The organism is Thauera propionica (genome assembly GCF_002245655.1).
In the GTDB taxonomy this organism is placed as follows: domain Bacteria; phylum Pseudomonadota; class Gammaproteobacteria; order Burkholderiales; family Rhodocyclaceae; genus Thauera; species Thauera propionica.
Map to the genome: position 1 here is coordinate 231,197 of NZ_NOIH01000015.1, position 26,386 is coordinate 257,582.

The 26,386-nt window shown below is 66.2% G+C and carries 21 protein-coding genes, 1 tRNA gene and 2 pseudogenes; 13 read left to right on the top strand and 11 right to left on the bottom strand.

Features of this window, described 5'->3' with window-relative positions; all coding sequences use genetic code 11:
• The first annotated feature begins 19 nt into the window (after positions 1-19).
• Positions 20-649 carry an SAM-dependent methyltransferase gene (locus tag CGK74_RS14095; RefSeq protein WP_094269073.1) on the top strand — a complete coding sequence of 210 codons (630 nt, stop codon included), beginning with the start codon at positions 20-22 and terminating at the stop codon, positions 647-649.
• Between the two features lie 183 nt (positions 650-832).
• Positions 833-1,453 (top strand): ferritin-like domain-containing protein, encoded by a 621-nt coding sequence (locus tag CGK74_RS14100; protein ID WP_094269074.1) that lies wholly within the window; start codon positions 833-835, stop codon positions 1,451-1,453.
• A 144-nt stretch (positions 1,454-1,597) separates the two neighbouring features.
• On the opposite strand, the gene CGK74_RS14105 is transcribed toward CGK74_RS14100, so the two are convergent.
• Positions 1,598-1,927 carry a hypothetical protein gene (locus CGK74_RS14105; protein WP_094269075.1) on the bottom strand — a complete coding sequence of 110 codons (330 nt, stop codon included), beginning with the start codon at positions 1,925-1,927 and terminating at the stop codon, positions 1,598-1,600.
• Positions 1,928-2,215: 288 nt separating this feature from the next.
• Between CGK74_RS14105 and CGK74_RS19235 the strand changes: the two are divergent.
• From CGK74_RS19235 to CGK74_RS14115, 3 genes and pseudogenes are all read left to right on the top strand, one after another.
• A pseudogene (locus tag CGK74_RS19235) lies at positions 2,216-2,422 on the top strand (pirin family protein); the annotation flags it as partial.
• 436 nt (positions 2,423-2,858) lie between these two features.
• Positions 2,859-3,008, top strand: a complete 150-nt coding sequence (locus CGK74_RS19240; protein WP_240498730.1) for a hypothetical protein — start codon at positions 2,859-2,861, stop codon at positions 3,006-3,008.
• A gap of 372 nt (positions 3,009-3,380) precedes the next feature.
• Positions 3,381-3,944 carry a hypothetical protein gene (locus CGK74_RS14115; protein WP_094269076.1) on the top strand — a complete coding sequence of 188 codons (564 nt, stop codon included), beginning with the start codon at positions 3,381-3,383 and terminating at the stop codon, positions 3,942-3,944.
• A gap of 159 nt (positions 3,945-4,103) precedes the next feature.
• On the opposite strand, the gene CGK74_RS14120 is transcribed toward CGK74_RS14115, so the two are convergent.
• From CGK74_RS14120 to CGK74_RS14160, 9 genes are all read right to left on the bottom strand, one after another.
• Positions 4,104-5,252, bottom strand: a complete 1,149-nt coding sequence (locus CGK74_RS14120) for a Fic family protein (RefSeq protein ID WP_094269077.1) — start codon at positions 5,250-5,252, stop codon at positions 4,104-4,106.
• A gap of 243 nt (positions 5,253-5,495) precedes the next feature.
• Positions 5,496-5,571: transfer RNA gene (locus CGK74_RS14125), tRNA-Ala, on the bottom strand.
• A gap of 69 nt (positions 5,572-5,640) precedes the next feature.
• Complete coding sequence (locus tag CGK74_RS14130; protein ID WP_094269147.1) at positions 5,641-6,699, bottom strand: L-threonylcarbamoyladenylate synthase; 1,059 nt, start codon at positions 6,697-6,699, stop codon at positions 5,641-5,643.
• Positions 6,700-6,709: 10 nt separating this feature from the next.
• Positions 6,710-7,864, bottom strand: a complete 1,155-nt coding sequence (locus CGK74_RS14135) for a 5-(carboxyamino)imidazole ribonucleotide synthase (RefSeq protein WP_094269078.1) — start codon at positions 7,862-7,864, stop codon at positions 6,710-6,712.
• Positions 7,865-7,874: 10 nt separating this feature from the next.
• On the bottom strand, positions 7,875-8,366 hold the full coding sequence (gene purE, locus CGK74_RS14140) for a 5-(carboxyamino)imidazole ribonucleotide mutase (RefSeq protein WP_094269148.1): 492 nt from the start codon (positions 8,364-8,366) through the stop codon (positions 7,875-7,877).
• A gap of 10 nt (positions 8,367-8,376) precedes the next feature.
• Complete coding sequence (gene folD / locus CGK74_RS14145) at positions 8,377-9,252, bottom strand: bifunctional methylenetetrahydrofolate dehydrogenase/methenyltetrahydrofolate cyclohydrolase FolD (protein WP_094269079.1); 876 nt, start codon at positions 9,250-9,252, stop codon at positions 8,377-8,379.
• A gap of 82 nt (positions 9,253-9,334) precedes the next feature.
• Complete coding sequence (locus CGK74_RS14150; RefSeq protein WP_094269080.1) at positions 9,335-11,083, bottom strand: potassium/proton antiporter; 1,749 nt, start codon at positions 11,081-11,083, stop codon at positions 9,335-9,337.
• 109 nt (positions 11,084-11,192) lie between these two features.
• Positions 11,193-11,831 carry a response regulator transcription factor gene (locus tag CGK74_RS14155; RefSeq protein WP_094269081.1) on the bottom strand — a complete coding sequence of 213 codons (639 nt, stop codon included), beginning with the start codon at positions 11,829-11,831 and terminating at the stop codon, positions 11,193-11,195.
• Positions 11,806-14,514, bottom strand: a complete 2,709-nt coding sequence (locus tag CGK74_RS14160) for a PAS domain S-box protein (RefSeq protein ID WP_094269082.1) — start codon at positions 14,512-14,514, stop codon at positions 11,806-11,808. Before CGK74_RS14160 ends, CGK74_RS14155 begins: the two co-directional genes overlap by 26 nt.
• Positions 14,515-14,746: 232 nt before the next feature.
• Here CGK74_RS14160 and CGK74_RS14165 point away from each other — a divergent pair, with 232 nt between their 5' ends.
• The 6 genes from CGK74_RS14165 to CGK74_RS14190 all read left to right on the top strand — a co-directional run bounded on the left by CGK74_RS14165 (position 14,747) and on the right by CGK74_RS14190 (position 23,108).
• Positions 14,747-15,970, top strand: a complete 1,224-nt coding sequence (locus CGK74_RS14165; protein ID WP_165770087.1) for an ABC transporter substrate-binding protein — start codon at positions 14,747-14,749, stop codon at positions 15,968-15,970.
• A 329-nt stretch (positions 15,971-16,299) separates the two neighbouring features.
• Positions 16,300-18,981, top strand: a complete 2,682-nt coding sequence (gene aceE / locus CGK74_RS14170) for a pyruvate dehydrogenase (acetyl-transferring), homodimeric type (protein WP_094269083.1) — start codon at positions 16,300-16,302, stop codon at positions 18,979-18,981.
• A 20-nt stretch (positions 18,982-19,001) separates the two neighbouring features.
• Positions 19,002-20,669: a dihydrolipoyllysine-residue acetyltransferase gene (aceF, locus tag CGK74_RS14175; RefSeq protein ID WP_094269084.1), complete on the top strand. Its 1,668-nt coding sequence runs from the start codon at positions 19,002-19,004 to the stop codon at positions 20,667-20,669.
• Positions 20,670-20,679: 10 nt separating this feature from the next.
• The gene (gene lpdA, locus CGK74_RS14180) at positions 20,680-22,455 is read left to right on the top strand and encodes a dihydrolipoyl dehydrogenase (protein WP_094269085.1); all 1,776 of its coding nucleotides are present in this window, start codon (positions 20,680-20,682) and stop codon (positions 22,453-22,455) included.
• A gap of 142 nt (positions 22,456-22,597) precedes the next feature.
• Positions 22,598-22,867: a DUF4160 domain-containing protein gene (locus CGK74_RS14185; protein WP_094269086.1), complete on the top strand. Its 270-nt coding sequence runs from the start codon at positions 22,598-22,600 to the stop codon at positions 22,865-22,867.
• The gene (locus CGK74_RS14190; RefSeq protein ID WP_094269087.1) at positions 22,860-23,108 is read left to right on the top strand and encodes a DUF2442 domain-containing protein; all 249 of its coding nucleotides are present in this window, start codon (positions 22,860-22,862) and stop codon (positions 23,106-23,108) included. Before CGK74_RS14185 ends, CGK74_RS14190 begins: the two co-directional genes overlap by 8 nt.
• Before the next feature lie 96 nt (positions 23,109-23,204).
• On the opposite strand, the gene CGK74_RS14195 is transcribed toward CGK74_RS14190, so the two are convergent.
• Entirely contained in the window at positions 23,205-23,780 is a 576-nt protein-coding gene (locus CGK74_RS14195; protein ID WP_094269088.1) for a GrpB family protein, read from the bottom strand.
• Positions 23,781-24,054: 274 nt separating this feature from the next.
• Between CGK74_RS14195 and CGK74_RS19490 the strand changes: the two are divergent.
• Positions 24,055-24,511, top strand: a pseudogene (locus CGK74_RS19490) (flagellin N-terminal helical domain-containing protein); the annotation flags it as partial.
• 233 nt (positions 24,512-24,744) lie between these two features.
• Entirely contained in the window at positions 24,745-26,337 is a 1,593-nt protein-coding gene (locus CGK74_RS19400; RefSeq protein ID WP_420823180.1) for a flagellin, read from the top strand.
• Positions 26,338-26,386 lie beyond the last annotated feature (49 nt).

The window sequence follows — 26,386 nt, forward strand, 5'->3', positions numbered from 1 at the left end:
TCCACAAGGAGCCGCCCCAATGGACCAGAACTGCATCTGGAGCAAGCGCTACAGCGACGCCGGCCAGGACTACCTGTTCGGTACCGAGCCGAACCGCTTTCTCGCGCGCCGCGAACAACGGCTGCAGGACGGGCGCAACGCCATCTCCATCGCCGATGGGGAAGGCCGCAACTCGGTCTGGCTGGCCGAGCTCGGTCTGGAAGTCACCGGCATCGAGATCTCCGCGGTCGCCATCGAGAAGGCCCGCCACCTTGCCGCGGCGCGCAAGGTCGAGGTGAACTTCATCCAGGCCGACATGCTCGCCCCCGGCTGGCCGCCGGCCGACATGCAGGCCGCGTTCGACTGGGTCGTCGGTATCTTCATCCAGTTCGTCGGCCCGGAATGGCGAGAGCGCCAGTTCGAGGTGATGAAGCAGCTCACCCGCCCCGGCGGCCGCATCCTGCTGCAGGGCTACACGCCGACGCAGCTCGAGTACCGCACGGGCGGACCGTCGGCGGTCGAGAACCTCTACACCGAGGACATCCTGCGCGAGGCCTTCGCCGACTGGGAGATCGAGGAACTGGTCGAGTACGAGGACACCATTGCCGAGGGCAGCGGGCACGTGGGGCGCTCGGCGCTGATCGGCATGGTGGCGCGCAAGGCCGCCTGAAGCGCGAAGGCCCCCGCTGCACTTCCCGTATTCCTACCTGAAGGACATCCTCCGCCTACAGCCAGCCCGTCCAACGCTTCCTAGACTCGTCTCATCGGTGCCGCATCAAAGCGGACACCGTAGCGAACAGGCAGGGCGACACTCCGCCGCCCTGCCCCAAATCCCAACCGACGAGAGGAAGCCATGAGCCGCAAGAGCCACGACGAAACCCAGATACATGAACTGCTTTACCAGGCGCTGGAAACCGAAATGGGCGGCATCAAGATCTACGAAACCGCCATCACCTGCGCAGCGAACAAGGACCTGCGCGAAGAATGGTCCGAATACCTCGAGGAAACCAAGGGCCACCGCAAGACCCTGCTGCGGGTGTTCGAGCAACTGGGCCTAGACCCCGATGCCGACAGCCCCGGACGCAAGGTCGTCGCCCACATCGGCAACTCGCTGGTCGAGGCGATGAAACTCGCCAGGAAGGCCGGCAACGCTGCCGCGGCCCAACTGGTCGCCGCGGAATGCGTCACGCAGGCCGAAACCAAGGACCACCTCAACTGGGAACTGATCGGCCACATCGCCGAAAACGCCACCGGCAAGCTCGCGGCCGTGCTGAAGGCCGCGCACGAGGAAGTCGAGGACCAGGAAGACCACCACCTGTACCACACCAAGGGCTGGTGTCGCGAACTGTGGATCGACGCCCTCGGCTTCCCCGCCGTCCTGCCGCCGCCCGAGGAAATCATGAACGTCGGCACCGCCATCGGCGCCGCGCGGGCCGAGAACCGGCGCGAGAAGATGCTGGGTGCGGAGGCGTGAGGCGCTGGAAGCGTGACTGCGGCGTGGCCCGGGCGTCGAATCACGCCGGCCGCGCCCGCGGGTTACAGGCGCGCGGGTCGTCCGCGTCGCACGGTGTGCTGCCAGGGCATGACCGGATCAGCGCTGCAACCTGAACACCCCGGTTCAGGAGCGCTTCCCTTGCCCCTCGGCGTCAGCCTTTTCCTTGGCGGCTTCCATATCCCTTTCCATCTTCCTCTTGGCAAAAGAGATGACCATGTTTCCAACCACGATCAGGACGGCACCCGCCAGAACGATATGCAGCAACGAAGCCCGATTGTCAGGGGCGGCCCTCGCCACTTCCGCCGGCGCGGCATCCTTCCCTGCCTTGTCGTTCTGCCTGTCGGGCGCCTGACCCTCGGCAACTGCCCTTTGCTCTTGAGCGGCCGCAGCCAACGCCATTCCATTCGGAAGACAAACGCAAAGCGCGATCAGCAATGCCGCCATGTGCTTCATGTGATATCTCATCCCTCGATCCCGATAGTGCGCACAGCATGCAGCATCCCGACTGGCTGATCCTGTAGCGCCGTCCGCATTGTACTGAATGGCCATCGGGCTCAGCGTCCGCCAACGGCTTCGCGTTGAAGCTGTCCTTGATGAGCAGGGCGTGGGTCAGGCCCTTGCGCCCCAACCGCCCCCTCGAGGACACCGACCATGCACCCGATCGTCCACATCCCGCCCCGCAACGCCGACCTCGGCGACGGCATGATTGTCCGCCGCACCCTCCCCAATCGCCAGCAGCGGATGGTGGGGGCATGGTGTTTTCTCGATCACGCCGGCCCGGTGCAGTTCGAACCCGGCAAGGGCATGCACGTCGACGCTCATCCGCACATCGGCCTGCAAACCTTCACCTGGCTGATCGAAGGCGAGGTGCTGCACCGCGACAGCCTGGGCAACGAACAGGTCATCCGCCCCGGGCAGGTCAACCTGATGACCGCCGGCCACGGCATCGCCCATACCGAGGATTCGCTGCGCGACGGCGAGCGGCTGCATGCGGCCCAGCTCTGGATCGCCCTGCCGCCGACGCACAAGGATTGCGAACCGGCCTTCGACCACTACGCCGAATTGCCGCAGTGGCGCGAAGGCGGCGCCGAACTGACCCTGCTCGCCGGTCGCTACGGCCAGAGAAGCGCACCTGCGCGCATCCATTCCCCGCTGGTCGGCGTCGACATCGTCTGCGACGACGCGAGCGAACTCACGCTCGCGCTCGACCCGGATTTCGAATACGGACTGATGCCCCTCGTGGGCGACGCAACCATCGACGGCGAGACCGTCCAACCCGACGAGCTCGCCTACCTCGGCAAGGGGCGGAACGAACTGCGCCTCGCCCTGCCCGCAGGCGCGGGCCCTGTTCCTCGGTGGCGAGCCGTTCGAACAGCCGGTGCTGATGTGGTGGAACTTCGTCGGCTTCAGCAAGACGGACATCGCGCAGGCGCAGGCAGCGTGGGAACAGGGAGATGAACGCTTCGGCACCGTCGGCGACGGTCGGGCGCCGCGCCTGGTGGCGCCGACGCTGCCGTGGGGAGATGGGGGCTGAGGACTCGGGCGGGGGGCAACAATTCGGCCTGAGCCGTCATTGGAATTTCGACGTACACGGGGGGCAGCAATGTGTCAGCAAACTGCCGCTCAGGGCCGACTTACTTACTCTGCAGGGCAGTTTCCTGGTATGACACGCACCGCGCTAAGGGTTCGCTTTTAGACGGGTGGTCACCCTTGAGTTCTGCCACCCCGAGCGTCAGCAACGGCCGAGAAGCCGACTCCCGCCTCAACCACCTCCCGTCCCCACGCTCCCCCCGATGACCTGCACCTCGACTATCGAATCGATGCCGGCACCGTACCGGCGTTCACGGCGCGATGACTTCGGGATGAATAGACTTACGCAAACAGGTTTTTCGGGAATGCCGTGAAGATGAAGATCAACGTACTGGCACTCGCGCTGACGGCTCTCGTGGGCTGCGGTGTCGGGGGCGTGCTGTGGTGGGACGCACAGCACAGGACCGCTCCAAGTGCGAGCGCCACGCCGACCAGGGGCACGCCGGAGGCAACGCGGTTCGGGCCGTCCGGTACGGGAGGCGCCCCGGCCGTCAGCCGGGAAGCGGCACCGGCGGCGAACGGGCCCTACCGGTGCCAGGGGCCGAAAGGCGTCCTCTACCAGACAGAACCCTGCCCGAGCGGAACGAAACAGGCTACCGTCGCCGGCGGGACGATGAACGTCATCTCGCCCCCGCCCGTGCCAACCGTCAGGTACTCAACCCCGCCTGCGCCCCGCTACGAAGGCAAGGCCGTGGGGTTGATTTCGAGCGCGCCTGCCGAACCGAGCGGGAACGAGGCTGCCTGCAAGCATCACGAGCGGCGCATCAGGAAGATCGACGCAGAGGGCCGGATGGGCGGCGGTCCGCAGAAGATGGAATGGCTCAGGGAACGACGCCGTAACCACACCGATGAAATGTGGCGGCTGGGGTGCGGACGTTGATGCAAGCTCGGGCCACCGCACGCAGAACAGCGCACGACACTGAGTCGTGTTGTGCGCTGTTCTGGCGGGTGTTCTAGTGGCGGATGGGTGCCGTCGGAGAAGCCGGCTACCTGGATTGGATAGCACTGCTGCGGATTGCTGCGGACTTGCAGGCGTTTGTCACCGAGAGAGCAGTTCAACGTAGGCCTGATAGCTGTAACTCCGGTTCTTTTTCTGCCCGGTCATTTCGGTCACGATGCCTAACTCTTCCAGTACCTTGACCGCCGCCGTTGCGGTGGGAAAGCTGGTGTCCAGTTTCTGGCGAACGCGTTCGATGGTGAAGCGCGGCATCATGGGCAGCAGCTCGAACAGCCGGTAGCTGGCCGGGCCAGCCTTCGTCGATTGCAGCAAGCGTCTGCGATCTGTGGCCACGAGGCTGGCCACTTCAATGATGTTTTTTTCGGCGTCGCCCGCAGCGATTGCCACGCCTTCCAGAAAGAAGCGGACCCAAGACTCCCAATCACCCTCCGCGCGGATGGCTGACAGGCGACGGTAATACTCAGCCTGGTGTTGCTTGAGGTAGCCACTGAGATACATCAAGGGCTCGGACAGCAGCCCCCATTGCTCGAACAGTGCTGCGATCAGCAGTCGGCCTATGCGTCCGTTGCCGTCCAGAAAAGGGTGAATGGTTTCAAACTGCGCGTGGATCAGGGCCACCTTGACCATCGGCGGCAAATTCGTCGCCGTGTCATGAATGAACCGTTCCATGTCGGCCAACAGCGTTGGAACGTGCTCCGGCGGCGGAGGTACGAAAACCGCATTGCCGGGCCGTGTGCCACCGATCCAGTTTTGCGACCGACGCAGCTCGCCTGGTTGCTTGCCTGCCCCGCGAACTCCATCAAGCAGGCGACGGTGTGCCTCGCACAACAGCCGCACGCTGATGGGCAAACCTTTGGGATCGCGCAGTTGCTCCTGAGTCCAGCGAAAAGCACGGAGGTAGTTGGTCACCTCCTCCACATCGTCGGTATTGCTGACCTTGAAGCCCGCTTCCTCGTCGAACAGGTCGGTGAGTGTGGCCTGTGTACCCTCGATCTGCGACGTGAGCAGGGCTTCCTTGCGGATGGCGCTGTACAACAACCAGTCCACCGACGGCACCAGCCCAGACACGCCCGCCAAACGTGCGAGCGCGAGCTCGGCCTGTCGATTCAGTTCGGTGAACACCACGGGTGACAGGGCCGGATCAGACGGCGGCAAGGCGTTGGGCAAGAATGCGCGCACCGACTCGCCCAGCGTCGTGGAAATCGAATAGGTTCCGGTGGTGCGTGTCATTGAAAGCAATCTTTAGTGGGACGCCACCAAATTAAAGCACCCTTTAATTTGATTAACCACAATTAAAGTCGGCTTTGATTGGCCACCAAGCAAGAAAATGGTCGGCGCACCCGCTCGCCGTCGGCAAGCCGTGGCAGAACGGCACTACAATCTCGTCACATCCAGCATGCGAATCCGGGCCACCAAAAGCAAAACAACGCATCACACTGCAAAGTGTAATGCGTTGTTTTTACTATGAATTTTTGGTGGACCGAAGGAGGATCGAACTCCCGACCTCTGCATTGCGAACGCAGCGCTCTCCCAGCTGAGCTATCGGCCCTGAAAGAGCGCGCATTATAGTGAGCCAGCGCGCGAAATGGAAGCCCCTCGCCCTGCGATGCGGCAGCAATCAGCCCCGATCGTCCGCTGCCCCCGAACCGACCGCGGCGCGACCGAGGCGATCTGCCACTGCGGCCCAACCGGTGCCGCCCGGCAGGGCTTCGATGAGGATGAAGTCGGCGTCGAGGGCGTCCGCGGCGCGCAGGCTGGCGTAGAGCTCCTGCGCGTAAGCGGCGGGGTCGGCCGGCATGGGCTGCCAGATGAGGCGGGAGTCGTGCGGATTGGGTGTGGCGTGGGCGAGCACGGCGACACGACTGCCCTCGCCCGCCAGGGTGGCGGCCTCGTCGGCGAGCAGCGCGGGTTCGACCAGGCGCAGCGGCGTGCGCGGGGCGTAGTGGGCCGCAAGGGCACCCGAGACGCGGGGTGCCGGCGCGGCGGCGCCTTCGGTAGCCACTAAGGGTGCGGGCTCTCCACGCACGCGCGGACGGCGACCGATGACGCGGGCGATGTCGTCGGGCGTGATCGCGCCGGGGCGCAGGATCTCGGGCACGTCGCGCGAGAAGTCGAGGATGGTCGATTCGATGCCGACCGCGCAGGCCCCGCCGTCGACGATCATCGCCACACGATCGCCCAACTCCTCCTGCACGTGTGCAGCGGTGGTCGGGCTGATGCGGCCGAAGCGGTTGGCGCTGGGCGCGGCGATGCCGGAATCGAACACCTGCAGCATCGCCAGCGCGATGGAGTGCGAGGGCACGCGCAGGCCGACGGTGTCCTGGCCGCCGGTGACCTCAAGGGGCACCTCGGGCGTGCGCTTCAGGATCAGCGTCAGCGGGCCGGGCCAGAAGGCGCGCGCCAGCGCGATGGCGTCCTTGGGGATGCTGGCCGCCCAGCGCGGCAGGTGGTCGGCCGAAGGCAGATGGACGATGAGCGGATGATCGGCCGGCCTGCCCTTGGCGGCGAAGATCTTGCGGACGGCCTCGGGGTTCAGCGCATCGGCGGCGAGGCCATACACCGTCTCGGTCGGCATGCCGACGATGTCGCCGGCGCGCAGCAGGTCGGCCGCCTCGCGGATGGCGACCAGCGTGGGCGGTTCGATGCGGCCGCGCGGCTTGGCCCCGGTATCGCTCATCGCCGTGCGCTCACGCGTCGCGGATTCCGATCGCGGCACGCGCAGCCAGCGCTCGCTCAAGCACCGCGGCGGCATCGTCGCCGGTCACCACGAAGTGGCCCATCTTGCGCCCCGGGCGGGCGTGATGCTTGCCGTACAGGTGTAGGCGCAGTCCGGGTACGGCGTGCAGCAGCGACCAGTCCGGCTCGCGGTAGGCGCCATGGCCCTTGCCGTCCTCGTACCACAGCTCGCCCAGCAGATTGACCATGACCGCCGCGGAATGCTGGCGCGGCGTGGCCAGCGGCAGGCCGCACAGCGCCCTCACCTGCTGCTCGTACTGGCTGACGTCGCAGGCGTCGATGGTGTGGTGGCCGCTGTTGTGCGGACGCGGCGCCATCTCGTTGACGAACAGTTCGCCACGGCAGACGAAGAACTCCACGCCCAGCGTGCCGACGTAGCCGAGCTTCTCGGCGATGCGCTCGGCGATCTCCTGCGCATTGTCCCTCAGACAGGCCGACGCCTGCGCCGGCGCGATGGTGACGTCGAGGATGCCGTTGCGGTGGCGGTTCTCGCCGGTCGGAAAGCAGCGCACGTTGCCTGCCTCGTCGCGCGCCAGCACCACCGACACTTCGTAGTCCAGCGTCAGCATCTTCTCCAGCACGCAGGGCTCGCCCTTGAAGTGCTGGAAGGCGGCCACCGCCTCGTCGCGGTCGGCGACGCGGGCCTGGCCCTTGCCGTCGTAGCCGAAGCGCGCGACCTTGAGCACGGCCGGGAACAGGCCGGCGTTGGCATTGCGGATGTCGTCCTCGCTGCGGATGGCGGCGAAGGGACCGTGCGGCAGGCCGTTGTCGGCGAGGAAGCTCTTCTCCGCGATGCGGTTCTGGCACACCGCCACCGCGCTCGCCGCCGGGTGCACCGGGATGAACTTGGTCAGGTAGTCCAGCGTGTCGGCGGGGACGTTCTCGAACTCGGTCGTCACCGCGGCGCATTCGCTGCCCAGCGTGTCGAGCGCGACGTAATCGTCGTAGGCGGCAACCAGGTGGCGGTCGGCAATGAGGCCGGCGGGGCTGTGCGGGTCGGGGTCGAGCACCCAGACCTTGTAGCCCATCTCGTGCGCGGCTGAAACGAAAAAGCGGCCGAGCTGGCCGCCGCCGAGCATGCCAAGGGTGGCAGGCGGGAGGATCATGATGCGACTCTCAATCCAGGGTCATGTCGAGCACCGCCTGGGTCTGGCGGGCACGGAAGTCGGCGAGTTTCTGCGCCAGCGCGGCATCCTCGGTGGCCAGCAGCGCCACCGCGAACAGGCCGGCGTTGGCCGCCCCCGCCTCGCCGATGGCGAAGGTGGCGACCGGGATGCCCTTGGGCATCTGCACGATGGACAGCAGCGAATCTTGCCCCGACAGCGCCTTCGACTGCACCGGCACGCCGAGCACCGGCAGCGTGGTCTTGGCTGCGACCATGCCCGGCAGGTGGGCCGCGCCGCCCGCACCGGCGATGATCGCCTTGAGCCCGCGGCCGCGCGCGGCCTCGGCGTACTCGAACATCAGGTCGGGCGTGCGGTGGGCGGAGACGACCTTGGCCTCGAAGGCCACGCCGAAGTCCTCCAGCATCTTCGCGGCCGCCTTCATCGTGGGCCAGTCGGAGTTGGACCCCATGATGATGCCGACGACGGGTTTGATTTCGCTCATCTCGCTGTCCTTACTTGCCACAGGCACGCGCGGTGCGCTCGGCGGAAATCACGGTGTTCTCGAGCAGCATGGTGATCGTCATCGGCCCCACGCCGCCTGGCACCGGGGTGATGGCGCCGGCCACGGTCTTGGCCGACTCGAAATCCACGTCGCCGCACAGCTTGCCGGCGTCGGGGCCGTCCTGCAGGCGGTTGATGCCGACGTCGATGACGGTGGCGCCCGGCTTGACCATGTCGCCGGTGACGAAGCGCGGCTTGCCGATGGCGGCGACCAGGATGTCGGCGCGGCGGGTGTGGAAGGCCAGATCCTTCGTCTTCGAATGGCACACTGTGACGGTGGCGCCGGCGTTGGTCAGCAGCATCGCCATCGGCTTGCCGACGATGTTCGAACGTCCGATCACCACGGCCTCGGCGCCCTGCACCTGCGTGCCGGTGCTCTCGAGCATCTTCATGACGCCATGCGGCGTGCAGGGGATGAAGGCCTCGCGGTTCTGCGACAGGCGGCCGACGTTCTCGGCGTGGAAGCCGTCGACATCCTTCCTGATGTCGATGGCTTCGAGCACTGCGGTTTCGTCCAGATGCTTGGGCAAGGGCAGCTGCACCAGGATGCCATGCACCGACGGGTCGGCGTTGAGCTCGGCGAGCTTGGCCATCACCTCGTCCTGGGTGGCGTTCTCGGGGTAGTCGAAGCGCAGCGACCGGATACCGGCCTTCTCGCAACCGGCAACCTTGTTGCGCACGTAGACGGCCGACGCCGGATCTCCGCCGACCAGGATGACCGCCAGGCAGGGTTGCACACCACGCGCCGTCAATGCTGCGGCGCGCTCAGCGATTTCGCCACGGACCTGCGCGGAAAGCGCGTTGCCGTCGATGATGCGAGCGGTCATCAGTAGAGCCTCGAAAAAGCGCATGATTTTACAGCAAGGCGCCCCTGCCGCGTACCGCTCTGCTTTACCGCAGGCGCGTAACCTAGTCGCGCTTGGGCGTGGGCAGCGGCGGACACTTCAGACCGACCGCGCCGATCACGCCGCCCTGCGCCATCTCGCGCACGGTCAGCACGAAGGCGCCCACCTCCAGCCGGTCGCCGACCACCGCCGGGCGTCCCAGCCGGCGCCGCATCATGTCGCGCACCGGCATGCCGAGTTCGTCGTCTTCGAAGCGCAGGCCATAGGCCAGCGCCAGGTCGCCCGCGAGCGCCGACGGGTCGACCACGAACTCGCCGAAGAAGCTCGCATTGGCCGTCAGTTCGTCACCGCTGCTGGTGAAAATGCGTGCGATCTCCCCCGACAACTCGTCCGGCGCCACCAGCCACAGCGAATCGCCCGGGACGAGGCGCGTGTTGAGCCCCATGCGCTGCAGCTTGCCGCGTCGCACCAGCGCCACGCAGCGCACGCTGATGCCGCCGGCTTCGGCGGCGACATCGTCCGGGTGGCGGCCTTCGGCACGCGACCCCTGCTCCACGCGGTACTCCAGCAGATCGAGTGCAGCCTTGTCTCCCACCCACACTTCGCGCACATCCACCGGCTCGGGCTTCGGCGGCACTTCGACCTTCAGCCAGCGCGCCGCCATCGGCACCGTCGCGCCCTGCACCAGCAGCGACAGCAGTACGACCGCGAAGGCCACGTTGAACAACAGGTCCGAATCCGGTACCCCCATCATCACCGGGAAGATCGCCAGCGTGACCGGCACCGCACCGCGCAGGCCCACCCAGCTGACGTAGGCCAGCTCGTTGCGCTTGTAGTTGAAGGGCCACAGGCCGATGGCCACCGCGATGGGGCGGGCCACCAGCGTCAGGAAGACCGCCATCGCCAGCGCCTCCCAGGCGTGCGACAGCATGTTGGTCGGCGACACGAGCAGGCCCAGCACGACGAACATGACCGCCTGCGACAGCCAGGCCAGCCCGTCCATCACACGCAGCACGTGCTCGGTGGCGTGACTGCGACGGTTGCCCACCACCACGCCGGCCAGGTACACGGCGAGGAAACCGCTGCCATTCAGCAGGTTGGTGGCGGCGAAGATCAGCAGCCCGCCCGACAGGATCAGCAGCGCGTACAGGCCTTCCGCCAGGTTCAGCTTGGCCATCATGCGCGACAGCACCCAGCCCGCGACCAGGCCGAACAGCGCCCCGAGCCCCATCTGACTCACCAGCATCCAGGCAAAGCCCGCCACGCTGGACTTCTCGGGATGCAGCAGCATCTCGACCAGGGCCACCACCAGCAGGATCGCCATCGGGTCGTTGGCGCCGGACTCGATCTCCAGCGTCGCCTGTACGCGCTCGTTGAGCTTCACCCCGCTGTTGCGGAGCAGGGCGAACACCGCCGCGGCGTCGGTCGAGCCGACGATGGCCGCCAGCAGAAAACCCAGACGCCAGTCGACGCCGAGCAGCCAGGTCGCGAACACGCCGAGCAGTCCGGCCGTCCCAATCACCCCCCATGTCGCCAATACCGCCGCAGGCTTCAGCGCCACGCGAAAACTCGCCACCCGCGTGCGCAAGCCACCGTCGAGCAGGATCACCGCCAGCGCCAGCTGGCCGATCAGGGTCGCGATGAAGAAGTCATTGAAGATGATGCCGCCCGGGCCATCCTCGCCCGCCAGCATGCCTACGCCAAGGAACAGCAGCAGCAGCGGCAGGCCGAGCCGGGCCGAGATGGTGCTGGCCAGCACGCTGATGAACAGCAGCAGGCCCACAAGAAGGAAGAGTGCGTTGATTCCGGTCATTGCCTGAAATTATCACATGGCGTGATCACCAAAATCGACGCAATGAATCGAAACCGCTTCGGCAAGACCGCCATCGACGCCGGCCGGGTGCGGACGCACTCCGCAAGGCTTATCTGAGCAGCGCGCCCGGTTCCACCGTCACCACGTGTTGCACGAGCTCGGCCAGCGAGTTGGCGCCCATCTTCTCCATGACGCGTGCGCGGTGCACCTCGACGGTCTTGATGCTGATGCCGAGCACGTCGGCGATCTGCTTGTTGAGCTTGCCGACGATGATGAGGTCGAGCACCTCGCGCTCGCGCTGAGTGAGGTGCTCCAGCCGGCGGGCGGTGTCGGCTTCCAGCAGGCGCTTGTCGCGGTTCTCGCGCTCAAGCTTCAGGCACTGCTCGATCAGGCGCAGCATGTCGCGCTCGCTGAACGGCTTCTCGATGAAATCCACCGCACCCTTCTTCAGCGCCGACACGGCCATCGGCACGTCGCCATGACCGGTGATGAACACCACCGGCAGCGTGCAGCGGCGGCGGCTCAGCTCCTCGAACAGTTCCAGCCCGCTCATGCCCGGCATGCGCACGTCCAGCACCACGCAGCCCGCCATGTCGGGGCGGCACACGGCGAGGAAAGCCTCGGCGGAGTCGTAGGCGGCCACCTGGTAGCCGTTGCCTTCGAGCATCCAGGTCATGGAATCGCGCAGGGCTTCGTCGTCGTCGACGACATGGATGGTCTGATCAGGCGCTGCGGGCAACTCGCTCACTGGCAAACTCCGTCGGCAAGGTAAACGAGAATATGGTACCCCCTTCGGGGTTCTCGTCGACGATCAGTCGCCCGTCGTGGAACTCGACGATCGAACGGCAGATGTTGAGCCCCATGCCCATGCCTTCGGTCTTGGTCGTGTAGAAGGGCGTGAACAGGCGCTGGCGCCCCTCCTCGCTGATGCCATGCCCGCGGTCGATCACCGCCACCTCCACAGCATCCTCGCCAAAGCTGCGCGCGCGCACGACCAGCAGCCGCTGCTCGGGCAGCGTCTCGGCCATGGCGTCGAGCCCGTTGCGGATCAGGTTCAGCAGCACCTGCTCGATCATGATGCGGTCGGCGAACACCGGCGGGAGATCGGGCTCGATGTCGGCCACCAGCTTGATGCCGGTGCGGCGTGCGTCGATGTCGGCAAAGCCCAGCGCGTCGTCGAGGATGTCGGTGAGCCGGACTGCGCTGCGGCGCGGCTCACTCTTCTTCACGAACTCGCGCACGCGGCGGATGATCTTGCCCGCGCGGTCGGCCTGGAAGCTGGCCTTCTGCATCGCGGCCAGCACGTCCTCGGGCTTCCACTTGCCGCTCTGCATGCGCGTCACGCAGCCGGCGCAGTAGTTGGCAATGGCCGACAGCGGCTGGTTCAGCTCGTGCGCCAGCGTGGAGGCCATCTCGCCCATCGTGATCAGGCGCGAGGTACGCTGCAGGCGCTCTTCCTGCTGGCGCGAGACCTCGGCGGTCTGCTTGCGGTCAGTGATGTCGGTGGCGATGCCCATGCGCACCACGCGCCCGTCGACCCAACGCGTGGCCTGCTCACGCACGTGGTACCAGCGGCCCGACAGCGGATGCTGCAGCTCGCCGTCAAACAGCTCGCGCGGCAGGTCGGCCGGCGTCAGCCCACGGGGGTCGACGCGGTAGTCGCCGCGCTCCGGCTGAGGCACGGCCACGCCGCGCACGGTGCGGCCCACGGCGTCGAAACCGTGGATGCGCTTGAAGGCGCGGTTGGCGAACAGGATCTCGTCGGTGCGCGCATCGGCCACGAAAACCGCAGCGTCGAGCCCGTCCAGCACGGCCTCGAAACGCTCATGCGCCGCCTCCAGCGCCGCGCGCACGCGCTTGGGTTCGGTGATGTCGGTGATGGACGCCATCCAGCCGGTCTGGCGACCGCTGGTGTCGATCAATGGCGACAGGTAGAAACGCGCATCGAAACGCTCACCGTTCTTGCGCTGGATGCGCATCTCGAAACCGCTCGCCGGCGCCTGCCCGGTCAGCGTGAGATGCAGGTTGCGCTCGCACACCGCCCAGGTCTCCTGCGGCCAGTAAGGGAACGGCGCGGTCGTGCCGACGAGCTCGTCCTCGCTCCAGCCCACCATGCGGCAGAACGCGGAGTTCACATAGACGATGCGACCGCTCAGGTCGATGACGCGCAGACCGGTGAGCACCGAATCCTCCATCGCCTTGCGGAAGGCGGACTCGGCGCGCAGCGCCTCCTCGGCGGCCTTGCGCCCGGTGATGTCGTGGGCGACGGCATACACGAGGCGCTCCTCGCGCACCGGGTTGATGCTCCACACCAGCCACTTGTAGCTGCCGTCGGCGCAGCGGCAGCGGTTCTCGAACTTCACCGGTTCGCCGCCCGCCAGGCGGCGCAACTCCTCGAGCGTGGTCCCCACGTCCTCGGCATGCACGAAGTCGATCAAGGCCTGGCCGGGCAGGCTGTCGGGCGCATGACCCAGGATGCGCTCGAAGGCCGGATTGCAGCGGCGGAAGGTGCCGTCGATGCCGACCACGCACAGCATGTCGAGCGACAGGTTGAACAGCCGGTCGCGCTCCTTCTCGACCTGCACGCGCCGCATCACGTGGATGCGCAGCGACCACAGGCTCCACAGCACCAGCACCGACAGGCCGAGGATGAGCACCGCCGGAAGCGCCTTGGGCAGGTCGCCGCCGGTGCGCAGCGCCGTCGCGCGCAAAGCGAGGCCGTTGCCGGGCGGATCGAGCGCGAGTTCGAAGGACAGCGATTCGTCGATGTCCTGCAGCGTCGAGCTGACCGCCAGGACCTCGCCGCGCGCGCTGCGCAGCGCCAGGCGGTACTTGTCTGCGAACCAGGCCGGCACCAGGTGGCGCACCATGCGCTCGACCGAATAGGCGCCCACCACCACGCCGCGAAACTCGCCGCCGCGCAGCACCGGCGTATACACCTCCAGCACGGTGTCGCCGCGCGCGGTGCGGTAGGCCTCGCCATAGGCAAGCCGGCCCGAGGTGCGCGCGCGTTCGATCAGGCGGATCTGCTCGCCGGCCAGGGCTTCGCCGCTGAGCCAGTCGGTAGTGTCGAACGGCGCCGTCCAGCGCACGATCTGGTCGGCGCCCACCAAGGCGATGTTGGCCAGTTCGCTGTTGTTGGCGATGTGCTGGTTGGCCCGCAGCTGGAAGCCGTCATGGTCCAGCGCGTCGGCGGCGACGTCGCGCGCGAGCTGGCCGAGGAATTCCTCGGTGCCCAGCATCTGCCGCCGCATGGTCTGCTCCGCCCATTGCAGGTCGCGCACGATGGCGCCGCGCTCGGTCTCGAGTTCGCGCTGTTGCAGCAGCCAGACCAGGGCCAGCATGCTCAGGGCGAAGAAGACCACCGCCACGTAGGGCGCGGTCCAGTACCAGCGCGGAGGGCTACCGCGCGCGGACGCAGGATCGGACATGGGAAAATGAAGACCAGTAAGCTCGGTGACGTCGGCGGCTGACGTCGATCGCAGACATTGATGAATGACGCGGCGCAATATCGTTGTATCGATTGTCGGCGAGCCCCTGCCCGGTCGTCATCCGGTTTAACCCGTACGGTGCCGATTCAGCGCCGACCGCCATGCAGCGCCCCGCCGCCAGTCGGGTTTTCGCCAATTTTTCCGCACCCTCGCCAGCCCCTACAGTCGAACCATGATGCCTTCCGCCTCCAGGCGCCGCGTGCTTGCCGCCCTGCCCCTTCTCGCCGCCTGCGCCCTCGGCGGACGCGCGGTTTCGGTCCGCGCTGCCGACATCGAGCCCATCCGCATCGGCGTCTGCGGCCCCTTCACCGGTGGCTCCAGCCCGATGGGCATCTCGATGCGCGAGGGCATCCGCATCGCCGCCAGCCAGATCAACGCCGCCGGCGGGCTGCTCGGTCGCCCGATCCAGCTCGTAGAGCGCGACGACGAGGCGCGCAACGAACGCGGGGCGCAGATCGCGCAGGAGCTGATCCAGCGCGAAGGCATCGTCGCCGCGCTCGGCATCGTCAACACCGGCGTCGCACTCGCCAGCCAGCGCCACTACCAGCTTGCGCGCATCCCGATGATCACCTCGGTGGCCACCGGCACGCTGATCACGCGCCAGTTCCTGCCGCCCGAATTCGCCGACAACTACATCTTCCGCGTGTCGGCCAACGACAGCCTGCAGGCCCAGGTGATCGTGGACGAGGCGGTGGATCGCCGCGGTCTGAAGCGGCTCGCCATCTTTCACGACGCCACCAACTACGGCGTACTGGGCAGCGAAGGACTCATCGAGGCCCTGCGCCAGCGCAAGATCTCGCCGGTCGCGGTCGAGCGCTTCCAGCTGCGCCAGGCGGACATGACCGCACCACTGCAGCGTGCGCGCGACGCCGGCGCCGAGGCCGTGCTCACCTACGGCATCGGCCCCGAGCTCGCGCAGATCGCCAACACGCTGGCGCGACTCAACTGGCGCGTGCCGATCATCGGCAGCTGGACCCTGGCCATGTCGAACTTCATCGACAACGCCGGGCCCAACGCCGAAGGCGCACGCATGCCGCAGACCTTCATCCCCGATCCGACCACGCCCGCCCGCCAGACCTTCCTCGATGCGTGGCAGCGGGCAACCGGCACGCAGCGCATTCCCGTCCCCCCGGCCGCCGCACAGGGGTATGATTCAGCGCTTCTGCTCGCCGCGGCCATCCGCCAGGCGGACAGCCTCGAGGGTGACCGCATTCGCGCCGCGCTCGAGGATCTGCGCGAACCGGTGAGAGGCGTCATCATGACCTATGCGCGTCCCTACTCGCGCGACCAGCACGAAACGCTGACCTCGCCGCATCAGATTCACGTCGGCGAAGTGCGCAACGGCCAGGTCGTGTTTGCCTACGAGGCCGACCGCCAGCGCGCGATGTGGCCATGAACGGGCTGCATTTCCACGCTTGCCTGATCGGCCGGGGGACTCTCCCTCCCTCCCTCGCCCCCGGCCGATTTTTTTCTCCAGCCCTGCCCGAACGACGGCGCCCTCACCCCGGTGAGCGCGCCGTTCTCGTTTCGTCCCACGGCGCCATCGCGCACACCCCGCTGCGCCACCCGCGTGCGCCCCCTCGATACTGGTATTGCACATTGCGAAAGGGCGTTTTATAGTTCGAAAAGTCAGCCGCCCGGTTGTCGGAATGGCTGCGTCCGTACCTAACAGTGTCCTGCCCACCAGGCAGGGTTCGCCAACCGAACGTCATGAGGAGACAAACCATGACCGGAATCAGCAACGTTCTCCCGCAAACCGACACGGATGCGCAGGAAACGAAGGAATGGATGGAAGCGCTCGCCGCCGTCGTCGAACACGAAGGCCCGCAGCGTGCCCATTACCTGATCGAGACCCTGATCGCGACCGCGCGCCAGGAAGGGGTGAACATCCCCTACTCGGCCACCACCGAGTACATCAACACGATTCCGGCCGAGCAGCAGCCGCCCTACCCCGGCGACGCTGACATGGAAATCAAGCTGCACTCCTACATCCGCTGGAACGCGATGGCGATGGTGGTGCGCGCGAACAAGAACACCAACGTCGGCGGCCACATCGCCTCGTTCGCCTCGGCGGCCGCCCTGTACGACGTCGGCTTCTCGCACTTCTGGCACGCGCCTTCCGAGCAGCACGACGGCGACATGATCTATTTCCAGGGCCACTCGGTGCCTGGCGTCTATGCCCGCGCCTTCATGCTGGGCCGCCTGACCGAAGCGCAGATGGACAACTTCCGCCAGGAAGTGGGCGGCAAGGGCATCTCGTCCTACCCGCACCCGTGGCTGATGCCCGACTTCTGGCAGTTCCCCACCGTGTCGATGGGCCTGGGCCCGCTGTGCGCCATCTACCAGGCGCGCTTCATGAAGTACATGGCCAGCCGCGGCATGATCGACGCCACCCGCGCCGAAAAGCGCAAGGTGTGGGCCTTCCTGGGTGACGGCGAGACCGACGAAGTCGAATCGCTGGGCGCCATCGGCATGGCCGCGCGCGAGAAGCTCGACAACCTGGTCTTCGTCATCAACTGCAACCTGCAGCGCTTGGACGGCCCGGTGCGTGGCAACGGCAAGATCATCCAGGAACTCGAATCCGAGTTCCGTGGCGCCGGCTGGAACGTCATCAAGGTCATCTGGGGCACGGCATGGGACGCGCTGTTCGCCCGCGACAAGAAGGGCATCCTCAAGCGCCGCATGATGGAAGCCTGCGACGGCGAGTACCAGACCTTCAAGGCCAAGGACGGCGCCTACGTGCGCGAGCACTTCTTCAACACGCCGGAACTGAAGGCGCTGGTCGCCGACTGGACCGACGACCAGGTATGGCAGCTCAATCGCGGCGGCCACGACCTGTTCAAGATCTTCGCCGCCTACAAGGCCGCCAGCGAGCACAAGGGCCAACCCACGCTGATCCTGGCCAAGACCATCAAGGGCTTCGGCATGGGCCAGGCCGGCGAGGCGATGAACATCTCGCACCAGCAGAAGAAGATGGACGTCGATGCGATCCGCCGCTTCCGCGACCGCTTCGGCCTGCCTGTGCCGGACGACAAGCTGGAGGAGCTGCCCTACCTGAAGTTCGAGGAAGGCTCGCCCGAATACAAGTACATGATGCAGCGCCGCATGGACCTGGGCGGCTTCCTGCCGCAGCGCCGCACCAAGGCCGCGCCGCTGGCCGTGCCCGCGCTGGATGCCTTTGCCGCGCTGCTCAAGGCCTCGGGCGAAGGTCGCGAGCTGTCGACCACGATGGCCATCGTGCGCATCATGAACACGCTGTTGAAGGACAAGCAGATCGGCAAGCACATCGTGCCGATCGTGCCGGACGAGAGCCGCACCTTCGGCATGGAAGGCATGTTCCGCCAGTACGGCATCTGGAACCAGGAAGGCCAGAAGTACGTGCCGGAAGACCATGACCAGCTCATGTTCTACAAGGAAAGCCAGACCGGCCAGGTGCTGCAGGAAGGCATCAACGAGGCCGGCGCGATGGCCGACTGGATCGCCGCCGGCACCGCCTACAGCGTGCATGGCGTGCAGATGGTGCCCTTCTACATCTTCTATTCGATGTTCGGCCTGCAGCGCACCATGGACCTGTGCTGGGCGGCAGCCGACCAGCGCACCCGCGGCTTCATGATCGGCGGTACCGCCGGCCGCACCACGCTGAACGGCGAAGGCCTGCAGCACGAGGACGGCCACAGCCTGCTGATGGCCAACATGATCCCGAACTGCATCAGCTACGACCCGACCTTCCAGTACGAAGTCGCGGTGATCGTGCAGGACGGCATGCGCCGGATGTTCGCCGAGCAGGAGGACATCTACTACTACATCACGGTGATGAACGAGAACTACGAACATCCCGAGATGCCGGCCGGCGCCGAGAGCGACATCCTCAAGGGCCTGTACCTGTTCCGCAAGGGCGCCGACGCCAAAGCCCCGCGCGTGCAGCTGATGGGCTCGGGCACGATCTTCCGCGAGGTGATCGCCGCCGCCGAACTGCTGAAGGCCGATTGGGGCGTCGAAGCCGACATCTGGGGCGCGCCCAGCTTCAACGAACTGGCCCGCAACGGCCACGACATCGAGCGCTGGAACCTGCTGCACCCGATGGAAGAACCGAAGAAGACCCACGTGCAGCAGAAGCTGGCCGGCTTCGAGGGCCCGATCGTTGCCGCCACCGACTACATCCGCATGTTCCCCGAGCAGATCCGCTCGCAGCTCGACCGCAGCTACGTCACGCTGGGCACCGACGGTTTCGGCCGCTCCGACACCCGCGAGCAGTTGCGCCATTTCTTCGAGGTGGATCGCCACTGGGTCACGCTGGCCGCGCTGAAGGCGCTGGCCGATGACGGCGTGATCGGCCGCGACAAGGTCGCCGCGGCGATGGTCAAGTACAACCTCGACCCGGCCAAGCCGAACCCGATGTCGGTCTGAGCAGGCAAGGAGACAAGAACATGAGCCAACTCATTGAAGTGAAGGTTCCGGACATCGGCGACTTCGACGCCGTGCCGGTGATCGAGCTGTTCGTGAAGGTCGGCGACACCATCGCCGTCGATGACGCGATCGCGACGCTGGAATCGGACAAGGCCACGATGGACGTGCCCTCCTCGGCCGCCGGCGTGGTCAAGGAAATCCTGGTAGGGATCGGCGACAAGGTGGCCGAAGGCACGGCGCTGATCAAGGTCGAGGCGTCGGGCGCTGCCGCTGCAGCCCCGGCACCGGCCGCTGCCGCGCCTGCGCCGGCCGCGGCGCCTGCGGTTGCCGCCGCAGCTGCCCCGGCGGTTGCCCTCGCTGCCGCCGCCGGTGGCCTGGTCGAAGTAAAAGTGCCGGACATCGGCGATTTCGACGCGGTGCCCGTCATCGAACTGTTCGTGAAGGTCGGCGACACCATCAAGGTCGATGACGCCATCGCCACCCTGGAATCCGACAAGGCGACGATGGACGTGCCCTCGTCCGCCGCCGGTGTAGTCAAGGAAGTGCTGGTCAAGGTCGGCGACAAGGTCGGCGAAGGCAGCGTGCTGCTGAAGGTCGAGGCTGCAGGCGCCGCCGTGGCCGCCGTTCCGGTCGCCCCTGCCGCTGCCGCAGCGGCCCCGGCCGCCGCACCCTCGCCCGCCCCGCTGGTCGACGGCGGTCCCGCAGCTAGCGCCCCGGCGGCGATGCCCGCTGCCGCGCCCTCCGCCGTCAAGGTCGGTGGCAAGGTGCACGCCAGCCCCTCGGTGCGCGCCTTTGCCCGCGAACTGGGCGTCGATCTAGGTCAGGTCAAGGCCACCGGTCCGAAGGGCCGCATCCTCAAGGAAGACGTCGCTGCCTTCATCAAGGGCGCGATGACAACCGGCGTGATCCCGGGCAAGACCCCGGCGGCTGCCGCGGGTGCTTCCTTGGGCGGCGGTCTGGACCTGCTGCCGTGGCCGAAGGTCGACTTCGCCAAGTTCGGTGAGATCGAGGTCAAGCCGCTGTCGCGCATCAAGAAGATCTCCGGCCAGAACCTCGCCCGCAACTGGGTGATGATCCCGGCGGTGACCTACCACGAGGATGCCGACATCACCGATCTGGAAGCCTTCCGGGTGCAGATGAACAAGGAGTACGAGAAGTCGGGCAAGAAGCTCACCATGCTCGCCTTTATCATCAAGGCCTCGGTGCGCGCGCTGCAGGAATTCCCCGAGTTCAACACCTCGCTCGACGGCGACAATCTGGTCTACAAGAAGTACTTCAACATCGCCTTCGCGGCCGACACCCCCAACGGCCTGGTCGTGCCGGTGGTGAAGGACGCCGACAAGAAGAGCGTGTTCGAGATCGCTTCTGAGACCGGCGCGCTGGCCAAGAAGGCGCGCGACGGCAAGCTCGGCCCGGCCGACATGTCCGGCGCCTGCTTCACGATCAGCTCGCTGGGCGGCATTGGTGGCACCTACTTCGCCCCCATCGTCAATGCGCCGGAAGTCGCCATCCTCGGCGTCAACAAGTCGGTGATGAAGCCGGTGTGGGACGGCAAGCAGTTCGTGCCGCGCCTGACGCTGCCGATGTCGCTGACGGCGGACCACCGCGTCATCGACGGTGCGCTGGCCACCCGCTTCAACGTGTACCTCGCGCAACTGCTGGCGGATTTCCGCCGCGTGATGCTGTAAGGAGATCGCCATGAGCCTAGTTGAAGTGAAGGTTCCGGACATCGGCGATTTCGATTCGGTGCCGGTCATCGAGCTGTTCGTGAAGGTCGGCGACAGCATCAAGGTCGACGACGCGATCTGCACGCTCGAATCCGACAAGGCGACCATGGACGTGCCGTCCTCGGCCGCCGGCGTGGTCAGGGAAGTGCTGGTCGCGGTCGGCGACAAGGTCGGCGAAGGCGCGGTGCTGCTCAAGGTCGAGGCTGCAGGTGCTGCGGCAGTGGCCCCCGCCCCCGCTGCAGCCGCGCCCGCGACGGCACCCGCCGCGGCTGCGGTCGCTGCACCTGCCGCGGCCGCGCACAGCGGCGGCGCCGATGTCGAGTACGACATGGTCGTGCTCGGTGCCGGCCCCGGCGGTTACTCGGCGGCCTTCCGCGCCGCCGACCTCGGCCTCAAGACCGCGATCATCGAGCGTTATGCAACGCTGGGCGGCGTGTGCCTGAACGTCGGCTGCATCCCGTCCAAGGCGCTGCTGCATGTCGCCGCGGTCATCGAGGAAGCCGAGCACATCGACACCGCCGGCATCAAGTTCGCCAAGCCCACGGTGGACGTCGACGCGCTGCGCAAGCACAAGGACGGCGTCATCAGCAAGCTCACCGGCGGCCTCTCCGGCATGGCCAAGGCGCGCAAGGTCGACGTCATCCGCGGCTACGGCCACTTCCTCGACCCGCATCACCTCGAGGTCGAGGAAACCACCGGCACCAGCCAGGACAAGACCGGCGCCAAGAAGGTGGTGAAGTTCAAGCAGTGCATCATCGCTGCCGGCTCGGCCGCGGTGCATCTGCCCTTCATCCCGAAGGACCCGCGCATCGTCGACTCCACCGGCGCGCTGGAACTGCGCCAGGTGCCGGCCAAGATGCTGGTCATCGGCGGCGGCATCATCGGCCTGGAAATGGCCACGGTGTATTCCACGCTGGGCGCGCGCATCGACGTGGTCGAGATGATGGACGGCCTGATGCAGGGGCCGGACCGCGATGCGGTCAAGGTGTGGGAGAAGCAGAACGCCCACCGCTTCGACAAGATCATGCTCAAGACCAAGACCGTCGCCGTCGAGGCGAAGGACGATGGCCTGTGGGTCAAGTTCGAAGGCGAAGGCGCCCCTGCGGAGCCGGTGCGCTACGACATGATCCTGCAGTCGGCGGGCCGTGCGCCCAACGGCAAGAAGATCGGCGCCGACAAGGCGGGCGTCATCGTCGGCGAGCGTGGCTTTATCCCGGTCGATGCGCAGATGCGCACCAACGTGCCGCACATCTTCGCCATCGGCGACATCATCGGCCAGCCCATGCTCGCCCACAAGGCGGTGCATGAGGCGCACGTCGCGGCCGAAGTGGCCGCTGGCCACAAGGCGGCCTTCGACGCCACCGTGATTCCGGGCGTGGCCTACACCCATCCGGAAGTGGCCTGGGTCGGCTACACCGAGGCGCAGGCCAAGGCCGAAGGCAAGAAGGTCGAGACCGCCAAGTTCCCGTGGGCGGCATCCGGCCGCGCCATCGCCAACGGCGCCGACTACGGCTTCACCAAGCTGATCTTCGATGCCGAGACCCACCGCGTCATCGGCGGCACCATCGTCGGCCCGTCGGCCGGCGACATGATCGGCGAGGTCTGCCTGGCCATCGAGATGGGCGCCGACGCGGTCGACATCGGCAAGACCATCCACCCGCACCCGACCCTGGGCGAGACGGTGGGCATGGCGGCCGAAGTGGCCCACGGCAGCTGCACCGACCTGCCGCCGATGCGCAAGAAGTAAGCACGAAGGCAGCAGGACGTCATCGAGAGAAACCCGCCGAAAGGCGGGTTTCTTGTTTTTGCAGCAAGAATTCGCATATTGCTTCCAAGCCACAAATACCCCATCCTCCATCGAAAAGAACCTGGACTCTGGAGCTGGTCTCATGCCGATACTCTCTATCTTCTTCGGCATCGTCGTTCGAATGTGGCACGACGACCATCCGCCGCCCCATATCCATGTGGAGTATCAAGGATTCGAGGCGCTGGTCGACGTCACAACCGGAGAGGTACGCGAAGGACGCCTCCCCTCAAAGGCTGCAACCCTCGTCAGGGAATGGTGTCTCCGTCATCAGGACGAACTGATGCAGAACTGGGAACACGCACAGCGCTTCGAACCCATGGAGCGCATACCGGGAGCCGACCAAGATGATTAAGATTCTGCGCGTACATAACGTCGACAAGTTCGCGCTTTCCGTCGAGTTTTCCGATGGGCTTGAAGGACTGTTTGACGGTGATGCACTCCTTTCGCGCACAGGTCCTTTGCTGGATCCACTGCGAAAGTCTGACTACTTTGCGCGTGCCTTCGTCGACGCAGGGAGTCTTTGCTGGCCGAACGGCCTCGAACTCTCGGCAAAACGCGTACGAGAACAATGCCGAATGCTTCAGACGAATTAACCGCAGATCATGATGTCGTCGCTGCGCAAGAAGTAAGCGCGAAGGCAGCAGTCGCCGTCAGAAGAAACCCGCCGAAAGGCGGGTTTCTTTTTGTCCTCAGCGGGCGAACTCCCGCTGCGCCGCCTTCATCACACGCCGGATGAATCCCGTCTTCGCCTTCGAATACGCCACCCGGTCGTCCGGGTGCTTCTCGGCAATGCGGCGCTTCAGCGCGTCGTACTCGCGCGCCGCCTCGGGATGCGCACGCAGGTAGTCGCGGAACAGCAGACGCTCCCATTCCGAAGAGCGTGCTTCAAGACAATGGATGTGGTGGGTGCGATGCCCCTCGGCGTCGCGTTTGATGAACCAGGCGTAGGCGATGCCGGGCAGGCCGCGCTCGGCATCGCGCCAGAAGAACTCATAGCCAAGCGGGGTCAGGATCGGCGCGATGCGCTGCGCCACCACGGCCAGCGACGGTACCGCCACCATCATGTCGATGATGGGCTTCGCCGCCAGCCCCGGCACCGCCGTGCTGCCGAAGTGTTCGATGCGGCCGATCAACTCCGGCGGCAGCAGGCGGCGCAGCTCGGCCGCCTCGGCGTCGAAGCGCGCGGGCCAGGCGGGATCGTAGGGGACGATGTCGATGCGCTCCTGCAATGCCCGCTGCACCTGCGCCGCCGCTTTTGCTTTCATCCGCCCGCCCCCACATCTCGCACATGAATACCAGCTGCATTGTGCCGGCAAACACCGGCAATCGCCCGCTGCACCACCGGCAAAACTGGCAAGACTTGCCGGAAAGCGGCAACAGCTTGCCGGCAGCCAACTGATTTAAAAGCGCTTTTCAGCGTAGAACACACCTGGCACGGCTCTCGCTTATATGCCCTCGAGAGCTCGGGCACCGGCCATCGCCGGCCAGCAAGAAGATGACCCGAGCCCAAATCGAATCGGACATATCAGGAGATTCAAAATGGCACAGGTCATCAACACCAACATCGCTTCGCTCAACGCGCAGCGCAACCTCAACACCTCTCAGGGCTCGCTGGCCACCTCGCTGCAGCGGCTGTCCTCCGGCTTGCGCATCAACAGCGCCAAGGACGACGCCGCCGGTCTGGCGATTTCCGAGCGCATGACTTCGCAGGTGCGCGGCCTCGACCAGGCACGGCGCAATGCCAACGACGGCATCTCGCTGGCGCAGACCGCCGAAGGCGCCTTGCAGGAATCGGGCAACATCCTGCAGCGCATCCGCGAGTTGGCCGTGCAGTCGGCCAACGCCACCAACTCGGCCTCCGACCGCCTCGCGCTCAACTCCGAGGTCAACCAGCTCATCGCCGAGCTGGACCGCATCTCCAACACCACCAGCTTCAACGGCCTCAAGCTCATCGACGGCTCCTACACCGCGCAGACCTTCCAGGTGGGCGCGTTCTCGCGCGAGAGCATCTCGGTGAACATCGGGGCGGCAACCTCGGACCGGCTTGGGATCAACAAGGTCTATTCAAACAATCCGGTTGCGACGGATGCGATCAGCGCCGCGACGCAAAGCACCACCGCAGCAGAGATTCGTCCGCGCGGAGCGTTCTCCACCGAAGCAGGCGCTGCTAGCGCCATTACAGCCGCAGTTCCACTCCAGAACATTACGGTCGCGGACGCGAGCGGAAACATGCAAACCGTGTCCGTAGCTGCCGGTTCGGAGCTTAACGATGTCCGCACTGCACTCATCAGCGCAAGTTCAGTTGGAGTTACCGCGGGCACCACCACAGTCGATTACGCGGCCCACTCGCTAACGGTCTCTCTCTCTGCCTCCACTTGGGTTACTGATCCAACTACGCCAGATTCCTTCTCACTAACCATCGGAAACGGCAGCACTGGTGCGAACAATTCCCTTGCACTTACTGTGACGGCATCGGGAAATGGCTTTGAAGCAGATCTAGCGACCGCAGTTGCCGCATTCAATGGGAACGCGGCTAAACCTTCACAGATCACGCTAGCACTTGACGGCACATCCCTCACTATCCTTCAAGACGGATCTGGCACTACGGACGCCACGACGCAGATCGCTGTCAGCGCAGCAACGACAGACGGCGGCGTTGTAACAGCAAGCATAGGGGGAACAGCGCTCACCGGCGGCACCGGTGGCACGCCTCCATCCGGAGCAGGCGACACGTACGTCCAAGTGGCTGGCGGCCTGATTAACTTCGGCCAAGCCGATGAGATCGTCAGCGTCACCTCCGACGCCTCCGAGGCCAACACCATCTTCGCCGCCGACCAAGGCGCCATCGGCATCGCCCTCACCGACACCTCCGCCGGCAACAACGTTGCCGCCCAGACCCTCACCATCAACGGCCAGACGCCCAAGACCGTCACCGTTGCCGAAAACGCCTCCGCCCGCGACATCGCCGCGGCCATCAACGGCGTCGCCAGCGAGACGGGCGTGCAGGCCAGCGCGCGCACCAACGCGCTGCTCAGCGGCCTCAGCGCAGACGGCGTGGTGTCGTTCAACCTCAACGGCACCGACATCTCGGCCTTCGTCACCACTGCCGACATGTCGAACCTGGCCGATGCGCTCAACGCCAAGACCAGCGGCACCGGCGTCATCGCCAAGCTCAGCGTCGACAAGCAGTCGATCACGCTCGAGGCGCAGTTCGGCGACGACATCGCCATCAAGGACTTCACCAGCTCGGCGGCCACCACGAGCAGCCCGGTGTCGCTCAGCGTGCAAGGCCTCAAGAGCGATGAAGGGGTCGGACTGGTCAATAGCGGCCTCGCCGTGCGCCTCACGGACGACAAGAGCGCCAACCCGCCTGACTCCACCGTGATCGGCGGCGAGATCGAGTTCAAGTCGCCCGGCACCTACTTCAGCGTGTCGAGCAGCATCAACGAGACCGCTGGCGGCCTGTTCCAGGGTTCGGCCGACCAGCTTCAGGCCGGCGCCTTGCAGGACGTCAAGTCCATCGACATCTCGACCGTCGAGAACGCCACCCGTGCGCTGGACATCGTCGACGGCGCGCTGGCCAAGGTCAACGGCATCCGCGCCGACCTCGGCGCAGTGCAGAACCGCTTCGAGGCCACCATCGCCAACCTGCAGATCAACAGCGAAAACCTGTCGGCCGCGCGCAGCCGCATCCGCGACACCGACTTCGCAGCGGAAACAGCCAACCTGACCCGCGCCCAGATCCTGCAGCAGGCCGGCACCGCCATGCTCGCCCAGGCCAACGCCCTGCCCAACCAGGTGCTGAGCCTGCTGCAAGGCTAAGAGCGCGCTGACGTCCGATTCAACCTGTGCCCTAACCGGCCTTTGCCCC

Excerpts from the sequence above, each read along its gene's own strand:
- CGK74_RS14115 (WP_094269076.1), top strand. The coding sequence starts at position 3,381 with ATGAAGATCAACGTACTGGCACTCGCGCTGACGGCTCTCGTGGGCTGC.
- aceF (WP_094269084.1), top strand. The coding sequence starts at position 19,002 with ATGAGCCAACTCATTGAAGTGAAGGTTCCGGACATCGGCGACTTCGAC.
- purE (WP_094269148.1), bottom strand. The coding sequence starts at position 8,366 with ATGAGCGAAATCAAACCCGTCGTCGGCATCATCATGGGGTCCAACTCC.
- CGK74_RS14095 (WP_094269073.1), top strand. The coding sequence starts at position 20 with ATGGACCAGAACTGCATCTGGAGCAAGCGCTACAGCGACGCCGGCCAG.
- CGK74_RS19240 (WP_240498730.1), top strand. The coding sequence starts at position 2,859 with ATGTGGTGGAACTTCGTCGGCTTCAGCAAGACGGACATCGCGCAGGCG.
- folD (WP_094269079.1), bottom strand. The coding sequence starts at position 9,252 with ATGACCGCTCGCATCATCGACGGCAACGCGCTTTCCGCGCAGGTCCGT.
- CGK74_RS14195 (WP_094269088.1), bottom strand. The coding sequence starts at position 23,780 with ATGAAAGCAAAAGCGGCGGCGCAGGTGCAGCGGGCATTGCAGGAGCGC.
- CGK74_RS14120 (WP_094269077.1), bottom strand. The coding sequence starts at position 5,252 with ATGACACGCACCACCGGAACCTATTCGATTTCCACGACGCTGGGCGAG.
- aceE (WP_094269083.1), top strand. The coding sequence starts at position 16,300 with ATGACCGGAATCAGCAACGTTCTCCCGCAAACCGACACGGATGCGCAG.
- CGK74_RS14150 (WP_094269080.1), bottom strand. The coding sequence starts at position 11,083 with ATGACCGGAATCAACGCACTCTTCCTTCTTGTGGGCCTGCTGCTGTTC.
- CGK74_RS19400 (WP_420823180.1), top strand. The coding sequence starts at position 24,745 with ATGCAAACCGTGTCCGTAGCTGCCGGTTCGGAGCTTAACGATGTCCGC.
- CGK74_RS14105 (WP_094269075.1), bottom strand. The coding sequence starts at position 1,927 with ATGAAGCACATGGCGGCATTGCTGATCGCGCTTTGCGTTTGTCTTCCG.
- CGK74_RS14160 (WP_094269082.1), bottom strand. The coding sequence starts at position 14,514 with ATGTCCGATCCTGCGTCCGCGCGCGGTAGCCCTCCGCGCTGGTACTGG.
- CGK74_RS14135 (WP_094269078.1), bottom strand. The coding sequence starts at position 7,864 with ATGATCCTCCCGCCTGCCACCCTTGGCATGCTCGGCGGCGGCCAGCTC.
- CGK74_RS14100 (WP_094269074.1), top strand. The coding sequence starts at position 833 with ATGAGCCGCAAGAGCCACGACGAAACCCAGATACATGAACTGCTTTAC.
- lpdA (WP_094269085.1), top strand. The coding sequence starts at position 20,680 with ATGAGCCTAGTTGAAGTGAAGGTTCCGGACATCGGCGATTTCGATTCG.
- CGK74_RS14185 (WP_094269086.1), top strand. The coding sequence starts at position 22,598 with ATGCCGATACTCTCTATCTTCTTCGGCATCGTCGTTCGAATGTGGCAC.
- CGK74_RS14165 (WP_165770087.1), top strand. The coding sequence starts at position 14,747 with ATGATGCCTTCCGCCTCCAGGCGCCGCGTGCTTGCCGCCCTGCCCCTT.
- CGK74_RS14190 (WP_094269087.1), top strand. The coding sequence starts at position 22,860 with ATGATTAAGATTCTGCGCGTACATAACGTCGACAAGTTCGCGCTTTCC.
- CGK74_RS14130 (WP_094269147.1), bottom strand. The coding sequence starts at position 6,699 with ATGAGCGATACCGGGGCCAAGCCGCGCGGCCGCATCGAACCGCCCACG.